This is a genomic window from Leifsonia sp. McL0627 (assembly GCF_058244615.1).
This window is the reverse complement of sequence record NZ_JBZCGM010000006.1, coordinates 639,674-653,861: the sequence shown is the minus strand read 5'-3', so window position 1 is coordinate 653,861 and position 14,188 is coordinate 639,674. Positions and strand designations below refer to the sequence as shown.

Here is a 14,188-nt window from a genome sequence, read left to right as displayed (position 1 = left end):
TTCGCGTGTCCACTCTCCTGGTCGTCAGCATCGTGCTCGCCGGGTTGGTCGTCGGCGTGTACTGGGGACCGTGGATCGCGCTCACCCGCACCATCGCGTCGTTCGAGCCCGCCGTGCTCCTCCCGCTCGTGGCCCGGCTGAGCGCGAACCTCGCACCGGTGATGACGGTGCTGATGCCGCTCACGCTGCTCTCGGTGGCGGCCGTTGCTGTGGTCGCCGCGTTCGGCCACCCGGTCACCCTCATCCTGAGCGTCGTCGCGTTCGTGCTGCTCGCGATCACGCTGGTGGTGACGATGGCGGTCGAGGTGCCGATCGTCAAGACCATCGAATCCTGGACCGTCGACACCCTCCCATCCGACTGGCGCGAACGTCGCGACCGCTGGGTGTCGTTCCACCTGCTGCGGGTGATCCCGGGCGTCGTGGCGCTCGCCATGCTCGCGACGGCCGCTCTGACGTACCCGCGCTGACGCGCGCGGCCTCAGCGCGCTCAGGACGCGGCGGCGATGGCCTCCCGCACCACCGCGGCGTCGGTGACGTCGTACGACGCGTCCCCGCCGCCCGGCCCGGACGGCGATCCGGTGACGGTCGTGCGCGCCGACAGGTGCACCGCATCCACCCCTGTCACCGCGATGGCCGCGATGTCGGCGACGCCCACTCCCCCGCCCGCCATGATCTGCACCCGCCCGGCCGAAGCCGCGCTGAGGGCGGTGAGCATCCCGACGCCGTCGACGCTCCGCGATGCTCCACCCGAGGTCAAGATACGGCGGACCCCCAGCGCCGCCAGCGCATCGAGCGCACCGAGCGGGTCCGGCACGATGTCGATCGCCCGGTGGAAGGTCACGTCGAGGTCGCCGGCCGCCTCGACGAAGCGCGCGACCGCGTCCGTGTCGACGGCTCCGACGGCGTCCAGCGCGCCGACGACGACACCGGATGCGCCGGCCTGCCTGGCGAAACGGATGTCGGCCACCGCGAGGTCCACCTCGTCGCTGTCGTAGACGAACCCGCCGGCGCGAGGCCGGATGAGGACGTGCACGAACGCATCCGCGCTCGCGCGGCCCGCCTCGGCCACGGCGGCGTCGATCAGCCCGGCAGACGGGGTGAGGCCACCGACCCCGAGCGCTGAGCACAGTTCGATGCGGTCGGCGCCGCCGTCGAGGGCGACGCGAACGCCCGCCCTGTCCTGCACGGCGATCTCGACGGCGAGACGACGGGACACGGGAACCTCCGATGGATCACAGCTGGGTCACAACAGGAACAGAAAAGCGAAGAGGTGCCGACCCCCGCCCTGGGCGGAGACGGCACCTCTTCAGACTAGCCAGGCGTGCACGCCTGCCGATCGCTCAGGAAGCGATCAGCGGGCGACCTCGCCGTCCACGTAGTCGTCGTCGTTCGAGGCGTTCCAGGCGAACAGCTTGCGCAGCTCGCGGCCGGTGGCCTCGATCGGGTGCTGCTCGCCCTTGGCGCGCAGCGCAAGGAACTCCGGAGCACCCGCATCCTGGTCGGCGATGAAACGCTCGGCGAACGCACCGGACTGGATGTCGGCGAGAACGGCCTGCATGTTCTCCTTGACGTGCGGGTCGATGACGCGCGGGCCAGAGACGTAGTCGCCGTACTCAGCGGTGTCGGAGACGCTCCAGCGCTGCTTGGCGATTCCGCCCTCCCACATCAGGTCGACGATGAGCTTGAGCTCGTGCAGCACCTCGAAGTAGGCGACCTGCGGCTGGTAGCCGGCCTCGGTCAGCGTCTCGAAGCCGTACTGGACGAGCTGCGAGACACCGCCGCAGAGCACGGCCTGCTCACCGAACAGGTCGGTCTCGGTCTCTTCGGTGAAGGTGGTCTTGATGCCACCGGCGCGAAGACCGCCGATGCCCTTGGCGTAGCTGAGGACGAGCGGCCACGCGTTGCCGGTGGCGTCCTTCTCGACGGCCACGATCACGGGGACGCCACGGCCGGCCTCGTACTCGCGGCGCACGGTGTGGCCAGGGCCCTTGGGGGCGACCATGATGACGTCGACGCCCTCCGGGGCCTCGATGTAGCCGAAGCGGATGTTGAAGCCGTGGCCGAAGACGAGCGCGTTGCCCTCTTCGAGGTTCGGCTGGATGTCGTCGGCGTAGAGGTGACGCTGCACCTGGTCCGGAGCGAGGACGACGATGACGTCGGCCCACTTGGCCGCCTCGGCGGCGCTCAGGACCTGGAAGCCGGCCTCTTCGGCCTTCGGCTTGGACTTCGAGCCTTCCTTGAGGCCGATGACGACCTCGACGCCCGAGTCGCGGAGGTTCTGCGCGTGCGCGTGACCCTGCGAGCCGTAGCCGATGACGGCAACCTTCTTGCCCTGGATGATCGACAGGTCAGCGTCGTTGTCGTAGTAGATCTCAGCCACTGGTGGATTCTCCTTGTTCGTGTGGTGCTGCAGTAAACGGTTAGTTCTTGAAGACGCGCTCGGTGATGGATTTCGAGCCACGGCCGATCGCGAGGAGGCCCGACTGCGCCATCTCTTTGATCCCGTACGGTTCGAGCACCTTGAGGAGCGCCTGGGTCTTGCCGCTGTCACCTGTGACCTCGATGACCAGTGCGTCCGTCGCGACATCCACGACGCGGGCGCGGAAGAGGTTGACGGCCTCGAGCACCTGCGAGCGGGTGGTGTTGTCGACGCGCACCTTGATCAGCAGGTGCTCGCGCTGCACGGACTGCGCAGGGTCGAGCTCCACGATCTTGATGACGTTGATCAGCTTGTTGAGCTGCTTGGTGACCTGCTCGAGCGGAAGCTCTTCGACATCGACGACGACCGTGATGCGGGAGAGGCCGTCGACCTCGCTCGCACCCACCGCCAGGGATTCGATGTTGAAGCCGCGGCGGGCGAACAGACCGGCGACGCGGGTCAGCAGACCAGGCTTGTCCTCGACGAGGAGGCTCAGAACGTGCGTGCTCATGGGTTACTCCTCTCCGAAGGCGGGGCTGTGGTCGCGGGCGTACTGGACGTAGCTGTTGCTGACTCCCTGGGGAACCATCGGCCAGACCATCGCGTCCGCGCTCACGACGAAGTCGATGACCACGGGGCGGTCGTTGGTCTCCAGCGCGAGCTTGATCGCCGCATCCACCTCTTCTTCTTTCGTGACGCGGATGCCGAGGGCGCCGTACGCCTCGGCCAGCTTCACGAAGTCGGGGACGCGGACGGTGTCGTGACCGGTGTTCAGGTCGGTGTTGGAGTACCGGCCGTCGTAGAACAGGGTCTGCCATTGCCGCACCATGCCGAGCGACGAGTTGTTGATGATCGCGACCTTGATCGGGATCTTGTTGATCGTGCAGGTGGCGAGTTCCTGATTGGTCATCTGGAAGCAGCCGTCGCCGTCGATGGACCACACCACGCGGTCGGGCTGAGAGACCTTGGCGCCCATGGCTGCTGGCACCGAGTATCCCATCGTGCCGGCGCCACCCGAGTTGAGCCACGAGTTGGGCCGCTCGTACTTGATGAACTGCGCCGCCCACATCTGGTGCTGGCCGACACCGGCGACGTAGACGCCCTCCGGTCCGGTCAGTTCGCCGATCCGCTGGATGACGTGCTGCGGGACGAGCAGGCCGTCCGTCGTGGGGGCGAACCCGAGCGGGAACTCTTCGCGGAGCCCGTTCAGGTACGTCCACCACTCGACAGTGTCCGGCTCGTGATCCTTGATCGCGTCCGTGAACGCGGCGGTCAGATCGACGATGACATCCTTGGCATCGCCGACGATGGGCACGTCGGCGATCCGGATCTTGGAGATCTCAGCCGGGTCGACATCGACGTGGACGACTTTCGCGTTCGGAGCGAACAGCGAGGTGTTACCGGTGACACGGTCATCGAACCGCGCACCGAGCGACACGATGAGGTCCGACTCCTGCAACGCCAGCACCGCCGGAACGGTGCCGTGCATCCCGGGCATGCCGAGGTGCTGCTTGTGCGAGTCGGGGAACGCGCCGCGCGCCATGAGCGTGGTGGTGACGGGTGCTCCGGTGACCTCGGCGAGCTCGAGCAGTTCCTGGGATGCGCGGGAGCGGATCACGCCGCCGCCCACGTACAGGATCGGCTTCTTGGCCTCGGCGAGCAGCTGGGCCGCCGCGAGGATCTGCTTGCCGTGCGCCTTGGTGATCGGCCGGTAACCAGGCAGGTCGACCTTGGGCGGCCACACGAACGGCACCGAGTTCTGCTGGGCGTCCTTCGTGATGTCGACGAGCACCGGGCCAGGACGGCCCGTTCCCGCGATGTGGTAGGCCGCGGCGATGGTGGACGGGATGTCCTCCGCGTTCTTCACCAGGAAGGAGTGCTTGGTGATCGGCATCGTGATCCCCACGATGTCGGCCTCCTGGAAGGCGTCCGTCCCCATCAGGGTGGAGAAGACCTGGCCGGTGATGAACACCACGGGGACCGAGTCCATGTGGGCATCCATGATGGCCGTGACCAGGTTGGTCGCGCCAGGGCCGGAGGTGGCCATGGCCACGCCGACCTTGTTGGCGGCCGACGCGTAGCCTTCGGCCGCGTGACCGGCGCCCTGCTCGTGCCTGACCAGGATGTGACGGATCTTGGACGAGTCCATGATCGCGTCGTAGATGGGGAGGATGGCGCCCCCTGGGAGCCCGAAGACGTCGGTGACGCCGAGGAGTTCCAGGGTGCGGACGACGGACTGCGAGCCCGTCAGCGATTCGGGCGATGCCTTACCAGGCGTCGCGGATGGCAACACGGTGCTAGGAGAACTGGGTTCCGAGGACATGTGTGGGCGAGTCCCTTACGTACGAAACGGATGATGCGAGGAAGCGGAGCTACCCCGTGACCGCGCCCTCCGCGGCGGAGTGCACGAGCTTGGAGTACTTCGCGAGAACGCCACGGGTATAGCGCGGGGGAAGAGGCGCCCAGCCTTCACGGCGGGCGGTCAGCTCTGACTCGTCGACAAGTAGGTCGAGGGAGCGAGCCGCGATATCGACCCGTATCAGATCACCATCGCGCACGAAGGCGATAGGACCTGCGTCCACCGCTTCGGGTGCTATGTGGCCGATGCAGAGGCCGGTTGTGCCGCCTGAGAATCGTCCGTCTGTTAATAGTAGTACATCCTTGCCGAGCCCCGCGCCCTTGATGGCTGCGGTGATGGCGAGCATCTCGCGCATGCCCGGTCCGCCCTTGGGGCCCTCGTAGCGGATGATGACGACGTCGCCGGCGTTGATCTTGCCCTCGGTCAGCGCATCCATCGCCCCGCGCTCGCGCTCGAAGACGCGGGCAGGACCCTCGAAAATCTCGGCGTCGAAGCCGGCGGTCTTGACGACGGCGCCCTCCGGAGCGAGCGATCCCTTGAGGATCGTGATGCCGCCGGTGGCGTGGATGGGGTTGTCGAGCGAGCGCATGACCTCGCCGTCCGGAGCGGGCGGGTTGATCTCCGCGAGGTTCTCCGCGACGGTCTTGCCGGTGACGGTGAGGCAGTCGCCGTGCAGGAGCCCGGCGTCGAGCAGCGCCTTCATGACGACGGGCACGCCGCCGTGGCGGTCGACGTCGTTCATGACGTACTTGCCGAACGGCTTGAGGTCTCCGATGTGCGGGACCTTGTCTCCGATGCGGTTGAAGTCGTCGATCGTGAGATCGACGTCGGCCTCGCGGGCGATGGCCAGGAGGTGGAGCACGACATTGGTCGAGCCGCCGAACGCCATCGCCACCGCGATGGCGTTCTCGAACGCCTTCTTGGTGAGGATGTCGCGCGCGGTGATGCCGAGCTTGAGCAGGTTGACGACGGCCTCGCCGGAGCGGTGGGCGAAGTAGTCGCGGCGGCGGTCGGCCGAGGGCGGAGCGGCCGAGCCCGGGAGGCTCATGCCGAGCGCCTCGGCGACGGAGGCCATGGTGTTGGCGGTGTACATGCCGCCACAGGCGCCCTCACCGGGAGCGATGGCGCACTCGATGCGCTTGAGGTCTTCTTCGCTCATCTTGCCCGCCTTGCAGGCGCCGACGGCCTCGAAGGAATCGATGATCGTGACGTCCTTCTCCGTGCCGTCGGAGAGCTTGACCCAGCCGGGGGCGATGGAGCCCGCGTAGAGGAAGACGGCGGAGAGGTCGAGGCGGGCGGCCGCCATCAGCATGCCCGGCAGCGACTTGTCGCAGCCCGCGAGCAGCACCGTGCCGTCGAGGCGCTCGGCCATCATGACGGTCTCGACGGAGTCGGCGATGACCTCACGGGAGACGAGAGAGAAGTGCATCCCCTCGTGGCCCATCGAGATGCCGTCGGAAACCGAGATCGTGCCGAACTGCAGCGGGTATCCCCCGCCGGAGTGGACGCCCTCTTTGGCGCCCTGCGCGAGGCGGTCGAGCGACAGGTTGCACGGGGTGATCTCGTTCCAGGAGCTCGCGATTCCGATCTGCGGCTTCTCCCAGTCGGCGTCGCCCATTCCGACAGCCCGAAGCATCCCGCGGCTCGTGGTTGCTTCGATTCCGTCGGTGACGACGCGCGAACGCGGTTTCCAATCGATGTCTGGCATGGATCAACTCTAGGACCGTTTCGATGCCGGTCCGGTCATATGAAGCTGGGGGCGCGCGACCCACCTCCCGGCGAGACTTGTGGCACGTTCTATATTTTATGCTCTCGTGTTCGATGTTATATTTCTTATCAAAGTGATTTTGGGGGAAGTATGGGGATGACAGTCGCGGTCGACACCGACCACTTGCGGGCGAGCGCGCGGACGATGGCCGAGGTGAAGGACGACCGCCACGATGCGGTCATCGACGCGCACGACCTGGGTTCGTGGCAGTCGACGGGCGCGTTGGAGCGATTCGGGGACTACTGGCAGCAGGGCCGTTCGGCGCTGGCGAGCAGCCTGGACGCCTTCGAGCACATCCTTCGCTCGTCGGCGGACGCGTACGAGAGGCGTGACGCCGACAGCGCGAAGTAGTTCGACGGAGCCGTTCGTGCGATCTAGCGCGTGGGACTGGTCTCCCGTCGGTTTCGAGGAGGATCCGACGCCGGGCACAGTCGAGGTCGTCGAGTCGCTCGCTGTCGAGTTGCGGGCGACCGCAGAGCGGCTGTGGCACCAGTCGGAGGCGGTGGGCCGGGTGCACGTCTCGCTTGTGGCACCGCAGTGGTCGGGGGTGGCGGCGGAGGTCTTCGCCGAGCGGCTGCTGACCGTGACGGACGGCTTCCGGGTCGCTGCCGCCCGGCACCGCGACGGCGCTGATGCCGCGCGCTCCTGGGCGGGCGCCCTCTGGGAGACCCAGGAAGCCGCCGACCGCGCGTTGCGGGCCGCCGAGGAAGCGCAAGCGGACCTCGCGCTGGCGGAGGCCGCCGTCGGACTGTCGATGGCCGACCACACCACCCTCCCGACAGCGGACATCGAACTGATCGACGCGCGCTTCCGGCTCAACGACGCGCAACTGCGTCTGGACGATGCCCGCGCTCAGGCCCGAAGAGCCAAGGACCAGTACGACGCCGCAGAACAGGTCTTCGTGCGCCAGCTGGACGCCACCCTGGACGGCGCGCTCCCCGCTGCGACCCGGCCTGAACTGGAGGACTTCGCCGAGGTCACCATCATGCTGACGGCGGTCACGCACCCCGCCGGTGCGATGGACCTGTTCACCTCCCAAGGCCCTGACCAGGTCCGGAAACTGCTCGCCGCGCGTCCAGACCTGGCGCAAACGCTGTGGGATTCCCCGCCTCCTCCGGAGAAGGTCGCGGCCTGGTGGAAGCAGCTCAGCCCCGAGGAGCGGGAACAGTGGTGCCAGGCCGTGCCGTCGATCATCGGCAACCTCCCCGGCCTCGACGCCGACACCCGCATCCACGCCAACATGATCCAGCTCCAACGCGACCTCTACGACGGAACAATCGCGGCGGACTCGCCGCAGGCGATCGTGATGCAGGACATCCTCAAAGCCCTCCGAGTGAACGAATTCTCCGGCCCGTTGCTGGACTTCGAGAAGCTCGCGAAGGAGCTGACACCACCACGCGGCTTGTTGTCGTACAACATCCGTCACGAGCCACCACTCGCGGCTATCGCGATCGGCGAGACCAGCGCAGAGAAGTCCGGGAAGGTCACCTGGGCGGTCCCCGGTATGGACAGCGCACTCGGCGAACCCGACCGCCTCACCGGGTGGACTGGCGCAGCACTCAACATCTACAAGAAGCAGAAGTCCTTGGAGCGCGGAATTAGTCACATGGTGGTGGCGTGGATCGGCTACGACTCCCCCGATCTGGGCTCGGTCCTCCACGGAGACCGGGCGCGGGACGGTGCCGCCCGCCTCTCCCACGAACTGGACGGACAGTGGGCGGCAGACACCATCCTGGGCGGCAACAAAGAACCCCACACCGCCGTCGTCAGACACTCCTACGGCACCACCGTGGTCACCAACGCCGTCAGCGACGTCGCCCACAACGTGCAATCGGTCGTGCTGCTGGCCTCGGCCGGAGTGGAAGGGAGCATCCATAGCGTCGACGATCTGCACGTCGACGGGGGCGGCAACCACGTCTACGCCAGCGAAGCATCACGCGACAACGTCGCAGGAGCGGGCCGGATCGGTTCCGGGCGAAGCGACCCCAGAGACAGCGCCTTTGGCGCCCGGGAGTTCTCCTCCGAAGGCGACCCAGCACACGACCTCCGCGCCACCGACGGACACGACACCATCGGATACGGAACCGACAACGGCCCCTGGTACTCCCAACACGCCAGCAAAGGACACGGCTACCTCAACCCAGACACCGAAGCACTCCACAACACTGCCGCATCATCCCTCGGCCTCGACGGCAAGATCAACGGCGGCACCACCGACCACGAAACAGGGAAAAAGCGATGAAACACCGCACCGGAATCAGCGCCACCGTCACCCTTACAATCGCGCTGCTGCTGACCGGCTGCGCCTATCCAGGAGGAAACTTGACCAACCCCAACGACGACGCCCTCTCCCCACCCGACGGCCTGTCTACCAAACCCCACGCCGAACTGCTCGATGAAACCGTGAAGCAGACCAGCGAGCTCGTGCAACTCGTCGGAGGCGAATGGCTCGACGCCGGATCCCCACCGGGCGTCTTCGACCCCACCAACCTGTCCCCGTGGCGCCACCCTGACCCTTGCGACATGACCGGCACCGCCGAGCAATACTCCATCGACCTCTGGCAGGACCCACCCCCCGGCACAGAACTCGACCCGTTCGCCCATGTCGCGAAAGTGCGCGCCCACTGGAAAAGCCTCGACTACACCATCCGACAAATCGGACCACCCGAACAAGACACCACCCACGGGCACTCCATCATCGTCGACCTCCCCAACAACGGAGGGCTCTCCTTCTTCGCGAGCACCGAGGTGCTCGCGATCTCCGTTCGAAGCGAGTGCACCGCAGTACCCAAATGACACCACATCGAGTTGTCCGGTTCATTGTGGCCACAGCCGCCGTCCTCACCGCGATGACCGGCTGCGTCCCAGTGGGAGGTCCGAGCGGCGACCCCCTGTCCCCACCCGAAGGACTGTCGACCAAACCCCACGCCGAACTGCTCCACGCAACCGTGAAGCAAACCAGCGAGCTCGTGCAACTCGTCGGAGGCGCATGGCTCGACCTGGGATCCCCTCCTGGCGTCTTCGACCCCACCAACCTGTCCCCGTGGAGTCACCCGGACCCCTGCGACATGACCGGCACCGCCGAACAATACTCCATCGACCTCAGGCAGGACCCACCGCCCAGCACCGAACTCGACCCGTTCGCCCATGTCGCGAAAGTGCGCGCCCATTGGGAAAGCCTCGGCTACACCATTCGCCAAATCGGACCACCCGAACAGGACATCACCCACGGGCACTCCATCATCGTGGACTTCGCCAACAACGCAGGGCTCTCCTTCTTCGCGAGCACCGAAGTGCTCGGAATCTCTGTCCAAAGCGAGTGCACCGCAATAGACCGATGAACCCGGCGGTCCCCGTGTCAGCTTTGCGGAGTCTCCCCATACGCCTGGCGCGCGTCAGCCAGCAGGCCCAGCATCGTCGCGACGGCCTTCTCGTCGGCGAGGCGGAACTGCGCGGCTGTGTCGCCCTCGCCCACCTTGATGCCGACGTCGCCGGCTCCCGGGCGGAGCACGTGGAAGCCGTCCTCGTCCGTCACGTCGTCACCGGCGAACAGCACGGCCGTGGCCTTCGTGTACTCCCGCAGGCGCTCGATCCCGTCGCCCTTGTTCGCACCGCGCACGGAGAACTCGATGATGTCCTTGCCGTCGCGGATGGTGAGGTCATCGCTGACCGAGGCGGCCGCCGCGTACGCGGCCTCGACCACCTTCGGACCCTCCGACTCGTCGAGCAGCCGGTAGTGCACGCCGTACCCGACCGGCTTCGTCTCCAGGCGCGTCCCCTCCGTCGACTCCACGAGCGCACCGAGCGCTTCACCGAGCTTCTGCAGCGTCTCCTGCTCCTGCACGCTGAGGTCGAGCGAGACGCCGTCGCGGCCGAACCGGATCTCGACGCCGTGTGAACCGATGAGGAGTGCATCCGGATCGGCTTCGGTCACGATCTCCAGGCTCGACAGGGGGCGCCCCGAGATGTAGGCCACCCAGGTGTTCGGCATGGCCTCCAGACGGTCGAGCGCCTCCTTGGCCTGCGGGAGCATCCTGGCCGCCTTCGGCCGGTCGACGAACGGCGCGAGGGTGCCGTCGAAGTCGAGCGCGAGGAGCATCCGCTCGGTCGAGGAGAAGGCGCGGAGGGCGTCGACGAGGGCGACGGCGGAGGCGGACGGTGTTGCTGGGGCTGTCTCTGTCATGCTGCTTTCTCTGGTCGTGCCGGTGTGGTGCTGGTGCAGGAGGCGCCGGACGGCGCACGCGGGATCGGCGCGGGGCGGCTCAGCGCCGGTTGACCGGCGGGTTCTGCAGCGGGTGGTCGCCGTGCGCGCTGCTGGTCAGTGCGTCCAGGAACGATGCGGACCACTTGGCCACGTCGTTGGTGAGGACGCGCTTGCGCAGGGCGCGCATCCGCCTGGTCCGCTCCCGACGCGGCATGGCGACGGCCTGCTGGATGGTCTCCTTCAGCCCCTCGATGTCGTGCGGGTTGATCAGGAGCGCCTGGCGCAGTTCGTCAGAGGCCCCGGCGAACTCGCTGAGCACGAGGACGCCGTCGTCGTCGACCCTGGTGGCGACGTACTCCTTGGCGACCAGGTTCATCCCGTCGCGGAGGGCGGTGACGAGCATCACGTCGGCGGCGAGGTAGAGGGCGACCATCTCCTCGCGCGGGTAGCCGTGGTGCAGGTAGGCGATGGCGGTGTGGCCGAGGGTCGAGTAGTCGCCGTTGATGCGGCCGACCGTCAGCTCGATCTCGTCGCGGAGCTGCATGTACGTCTCGACGCGCTCGCGGCTCGGGCTGGCGACCTGCACGAGGGTGACGTGCTCGGAGTCGAGCGTGCCCTCGGCGAGGAGCTCGCCGAACGCCTTGAGGCGGTGCCCGATGCCTTTCGTGTAGTCGAGCCTGTCGACGCCGAGCAGGATCTTCTCCGGGTTGCCGAGCTCTTCCCTGATCTGCCTGGCGCGCTCCTGGATCTCCGGGCGCCTGGCCATCTCCTGGTAGCGGTCGGCGTCGATGGAGATCGGGAACTGCCTGGCGAGGACCGTGCGCGCCAGGCCGCCGTGCTTGTTGGTGGTCACGTGGCGGTGGGACCCGGCATCCGGATCGTCGGAGTCGATCGGCACCTCGATGATGGGGCCGCGCGTCTCGTAGCCCTTCAAGCGACGGACCGCGCGGGAGAAGTTGCCCGCGTCCGCGACCCGCTGGAATCCGATCACGTCGGCGCCGAGCAGGCCGTCGATGATCTGGCGGCGCCACGGCAGCTGGGAGTAGATGCCATAGGGAGGGAACGGGATGTGGTTGAAGAAGCCGATCACAAGGTCCGGCCGCTGCGCCCGGAGCATCGCGGGGACGAGCTGCAGCTGGTAGTCGTGCACCCAGACCACGGCGCCCCTCGCCGATGAGGCGGCGGCCGCATCCGCGAACCGCTGGTTGACCTTCACGTAGGTGTCCCACCACTCGCGGTGGAAGCTCGGCTGCGCGATCACGTCGTGGTAGAGCGGCCACAGGGTGTCGTTGGAGAAGCCCTCGTAGTACTCCTGCAGGTCCTGCTCGCTGAGCCGCACCGGGTGGATGTTGATCCCGTCGGCCTCGAACGGCTCGACATCCTCGTCCGCGACGCCGGCCCAGCCGATCCAGACCCCTTCCTCCGCGCGCATAACGGGCTCCAGCGCTGCGACAAGCCCTCCAGGAGACGGCCGCCAGCTCGCGGTTCCATCGTCGTCGGTGACCCGGTCGACGGGGAGCCTGTTGGAGACGATCACGAGGTCGTACGTGTCGCCGTCCGTGCTGGATCCGGTGCTCGTGGAAGGTGCTTGGTGAGGGGAGATGGTGTGTCCAATCCGTCGATGTCGCGGTCATTGCGCACTATATGCCAGGGTACCAGCGTGTTCTAGCCCGGTCCGTGGGTCGTTCTCCGGGCGGTCATGCTGCGTTCAGGCCTCGTGAGTACAGTGGCGCCCGTGATGCGAATCGGCATGAGCACGTCGTGCGTCTACCCGCTGACGATCGAGCACGGTTTCCGCCTGGCTGCGGAGGCCGGCTACGACGGCGTGGAGGTGATGGTCACCCGCGACGAGACCACCCAGACCACGGATGCGCTGCTCGCCCTCTCCGAGCGCTACAGCATGCCGATCCTGTCCATCCACGCCCCGGTGCTGCTGCTGACGCACTTCGTCTGGGGCCGCGACCCGCGGGTGAAGCTGGAGAGGTCGGCGGAACTAGCCGCAGCGGTCGGCGCGGACACCGTTGTCGTGCATCCACCGTTCCGCTGGCAGGCGGGCTATGCGGAGGACTTCCTCTCCATCGTCCGGCAGACGGCGGAGTCGAGCGGCGTGCAGATCGCCGTCGAGAACATGTTCCCGTGGAAGCTCGCCGGCCGCGCGCTCGCGGCATACTCCCCCGGCTGGAACCCGGCGCCGATGGACTGCGATGCCGTCACCCTCGACTTCTCGCACGCCGCGCTCAGCGGCGTCGACTCCCTCGGGCTGGCCACAGAGCTGGGCGACCGGCTCCGCCACGTCCACCTCTGCGACGGCTCCGGCCCGCTCGACGAGAACCGGGTGTTCGACGAGCACCTGCTGCCCGGGCACGGCGGTGAGCCCGTCGCCGAGGTGCTCCAGCTGCTCGCCGCCCGGCGCTGGACGGGAAGCATCGTCGCCGAGGTCAACACCCGCAAGGCGCGCACCGACGACGAACGGCTGGCGATGCTCCAGGAGACCGTCGCGTTCGCCCGCGAGCACACCGGGTCGGCTACCGCGCCGTCCCCAGCGTCCTGACCAGTTCGCGCGCGTACTCGCGGTAGCCGGCAGCCGTCGGGTGGAACGCGGCGAACCCTTTCGTGTTGATCCAGGGAGCCGTGGTGCCGATGCCGTGCCCGTCGAAGTCGACGCCGACGTACTTCATCGGCACGCCTTTGGCCCGCTGCGCGTCGACCGCCGTGCGGATCACCTCGTTGAGGCCGACGGTCGCTGCGTTGATGGCCGCCGCCAGACCGAAGTCGGGCGCGTTCGGGTCGGTCGCGTCGTACAGCAGCGCATAGCCGGTGACCACGATGCGGGCGTTCGGCGCCGCCTGCGCGACGGCGGAGTACACCGCGGACAGCCGGTCGGGCAGCACGTTGAGCAGCGACAGGGCGCTGGACAGTTCGTTGCGGCACGGGATGGCCTTGCCCGCCGCGCAGTCCGAAGCGATGTCGGCGACGCCGAGGTCGTTGCCTCCGATGCTGAGCGTGACCAGGTCGGTGCGGTCGTCGAGGGCGATGAGCTGCCGCTTCAGCAGGTCGGAGGTGGTGGCGCCGCTGCAGGACGCGTTGGCGATCAGGTCGACGCCGGAGGCCTCGGCGAAGATGTCGGGATAGCTCTTCGGGCTGCTGACGCACTTGCCCGTCTCGCCTCCCGCGCCCATCCCCGCGGCGAACGAGTCGCCGAGTGCGACGTAGCGCGTCTGCGCGGTCAGCGGCTCCTTCGGGAACGGGTCGACAGTTGGAGTCGGCGTCGGGGTGGACCGCGCCGGGGCGACGGCGTCGGTGGTTCCGCGGTGGTCCGAGGAGGCCGACCAGGCGAGCGCCGCACCGCCGGCGAGCGCGCCGACAGCGACGACCGCGATGATCGGGATGACGATGGCTCTGCGTCGCATCCGATCAACGTTAGCGGTGCATCCTTGA

14 protein-coding genes are annotated in these 14,188 nt (G+C 67.7%); 6 read left to right on the top strand and 8 right to left on the bottom strand.

The genetic code is table 11. The annotated features are described in order from the left end of the window. The first annotated feature begins 5 nt into the window (after positions 1-5). A complete protein-coding gene (locus tag AC37TH_RS19090; protein ID WP_490765916.1) occupies positions 6-467 on the top strand; it encodes an anthrone oxygenase family protein in 462 nt (153 codons plus the stop codon). Between the two features lie 20 nt (positions 468-487). On the opposite strand, the gene AC37TH_RS19085 is transcribed toward AC37TH_RS19090, so the two are convergent. The 5 genes from AC37TH_RS19085 to ilvD all read right to left on the bottom strand — a co-directional run bounded on the left by AC37TH_RS19085 (position 488) and on the right by ilvD (position 6,486). After that, the gene (locus AC37TH_RS19085) at positions 488-1,216 is read right to left on the bottom strand and encodes a copper homeostasis protein CutC (protein ID WP_490765915.1); all 729 of its coding nucleotides are present in this window, start codon (positions 1,214-1,216) and stop codon (positions 488-490) included. Between the two features lie 135 nt (positions 1,217-1,351). Further along, on the bottom strand, positions 1,352-2,380 hold the full coding sequence (gene ilvC, locus AC37TH_RS19080; protein WP_490765914.1) for a ketol-acid reductoisomerase: 1,029 nt from the start codon (positions 2,378-2,380) through the stop codon (positions 1,352-1,354). A 40-nt stretch (positions 2,381-2,420) separates the two neighbouring features. After that, positions 2,421-2,930 carry an acetolactate synthase small subunit gene (gene ilvN, locus AC37TH_RS19075; protein WP_490765913.1) on the bottom strand — a complete coding sequence of 170 codons (510 nt, stop codon included), beginning with the start codon at positions 2,928-2,930 and terminating at the stop codon, positions 2,421-2,423. Between the two features lie 3 nt (positions 2,931-2,933). Continuing rightward, entirely contained in the window at positions 2,934-4,742 is a 1,809-nt protein-coding gene (locus tag AC37TH_RS19070) for an acetolactate synthase large subunit (RefSeq protein WP_490765912.1), read from the bottom strand. A gap of 49 nt (positions 4,743-4,791) precedes the next feature. Next, on the bottom strand, positions 4,792-6,486 hold the full coding sequence (ilvD, locus tag AC37TH_RS19065; RefSeq protein WP_490765911.1) for a dihydroxy-acid dehydratase: 1,695 nt from the start codon (positions 6,484-6,486) through the stop codon (positions 4,792-4,794). 156 nt (positions 6,487-6,642) lie between these two features. Between ilvD and AC37TH_RS19060 the strand changes: the two genes are divergently transcribed. The 4 genes from AC37TH_RS19060 to AC37TH_RS19045 all read left to right on the top strand — a co-directional run bounded on the left by AC37TH_RS19060 (position 6,643) and on the right by AC37TH_RS19045 (position 9,887). After that, on the top strand, positions 6,643-6,897 hold the full coding sequence (locus tag AC37TH_RS19060; RefSeq protein WP_490765910.1) for a hypothetical protein: 255 nt from the start codon (positions 6,643-6,645) through the stop codon (positions 6,895-6,897). 16 nt (positions 6,898-6,913) lie between these two features. After that, positions 6,914-8,788: an alpha/beta hydrolase gene (locus AC37TH_RS19055; protein ID WP_490765909.1), complete on the top strand. Its 1,875-nt coding sequence runs from the start codon at positions 6,914-6,916 to the stop codon at positions 8,786-8,788. Then, on the top strand, positions 8,785-9,342 hold the full coding sequence (locus AC37TH_RS19050) for a hypothetical protein (RefSeq protein ID WP_490765908.1): 558 nt from the start codon (positions 8,785-8,787) through the stop codon (positions 9,340-9,342). Before AC37TH_RS19055 ends, AC37TH_RS19050 begins: the two co-directional genes overlap by 4 nt. Before the next feature lie 272 nt (positions 9,343-9,614). After that, complete coding sequence (locus tag AC37TH_RS19045) at positions 9,615-9,887, top strand: hypothetical protein (protein ID WP_490765907.1); 273 nt, start codon at positions 9,615-9,617, stop codon at positions 9,885-9,887. 17 nt (positions 9,888-9,904) lie between these two features. Here AC37TH_RS19045 and otsB read toward each other — a convergent pair whose 3' ends face one another. Together otsB and otsA are read right to left on the bottom strand one after the other, a co-directional pair. Then, on the bottom strand, positions 9,905-10,729 hold the full coding sequence (otsB, locus tag AC37TH_RS19040; protein ID WP_490765906.1) for a trehalose-phosphatase: 825 nt from the start codon (positions 10,727-10,729) through the stop codon (positions 9,905-9,907). A gap of 79 nt (positions 10,730-10,808) precedes the next feature. Then, entirely contained in the window at positions 10,809-12,287 is a 1,479-nt protein-coding gene (otsA, locus tag AC37TH_RS19035) for an alpha,alpha-trehalose-phosphate synthase (UDP-forming) (protein WP_490765905.1), read from the bottom strand. A gap of 198 nt (positions 12,288-12,485) precedes the next feature. Here otsA and AC37TH_RS19030 point away from each other — a divergent pair, with 198 nt between their 5' ends. Continuing rightward, positions 12,486-13,301, top strand: coding sequence for a sugar phosphate isomerase/epimerase family protein (locus AC37TH_RS19030; protein ID WP_490765904.1), 816 nt, complete (start codon positions 12,486-12,488; stop codon positions 13,299-13,301). Here the strand turns inward: AC37TH_RS19030 and AC37TH_RS19025 are convergent. Beyond that, positions 13,276-14,160: an SGNH/GDSL hydrolase family protein gene (locus AC37TH_RS19025; protein ID WP_490765903.1), complete on the bottom strand. Its 885-nt coding sequence runs from the start codon at positions 14,158-14,160 to the stop codon at positions 13,276-13,278. The genes AC37TH_RS19030 and AC37TH_RS19025 overlap by 26 nt on opposite strands. Positions 14,161-14,188: the final 28 nt, after the last annotated feature.

Bases quoted from the DNA above. Each gene is read 5' to 3' on its own strand.
- AC37TH_RS19025 (WP_490765903.1), bottom strand. From the start codon at position 14,160: ATGCGACGCAGAGCCATCGTCATCCCGATCATCGCGGTCGTCGCTGTC.
- AC37TH_RS19050 (WP_490765908.1), top strand. From the start codon at position 8,785: ATGAAACACCGCACCGGAATCAGCGCCACCGTCACCCTTACAATCGCG.
- ilvD (WP_490765911.1), bottom strand. From the start codon at position 6,486: ATGCCAGACATCGATTGGAAACCGCGTTCGCGCGTCGTCACCGACGGA.
- AC37TH_RS19070 (WP_490765912.1), bottom strand. From the start codon at position 4,742: ATGTCCTCGGAACCCAGTTCTCCTAGCACCGTGTTGCCATCCGCGACG.
- AC37TH_RS19045 (WP_490765907.1), top strand. From the start codon at position 9,615: ATGACCGGCACCGCCGAACAATACTCCATCGACCTCAGGCAGGACCCA.
- ilvN (WP_490765913.1), bottom strand. From the start codon at position 2,930: ATGAGCACGCACGTTCTGAGCCTCCTCGTCGAGGACAAGCCTGGTCTG.
- otsB (WP_490765906.1), bottom strand. From the start codon at position 10,729: ATGACAGAGACAGCCCCAGCAACACCGTCCGCCTCCGCCGTCGCCCTC.
- AC37TH_RS19060 (WP_490765910.1), top strand. From the start codon at position 6,643: ATGACAGTCGCGGTCGACACCGACCACTTGCGGGCGAGCGCGCGGACG.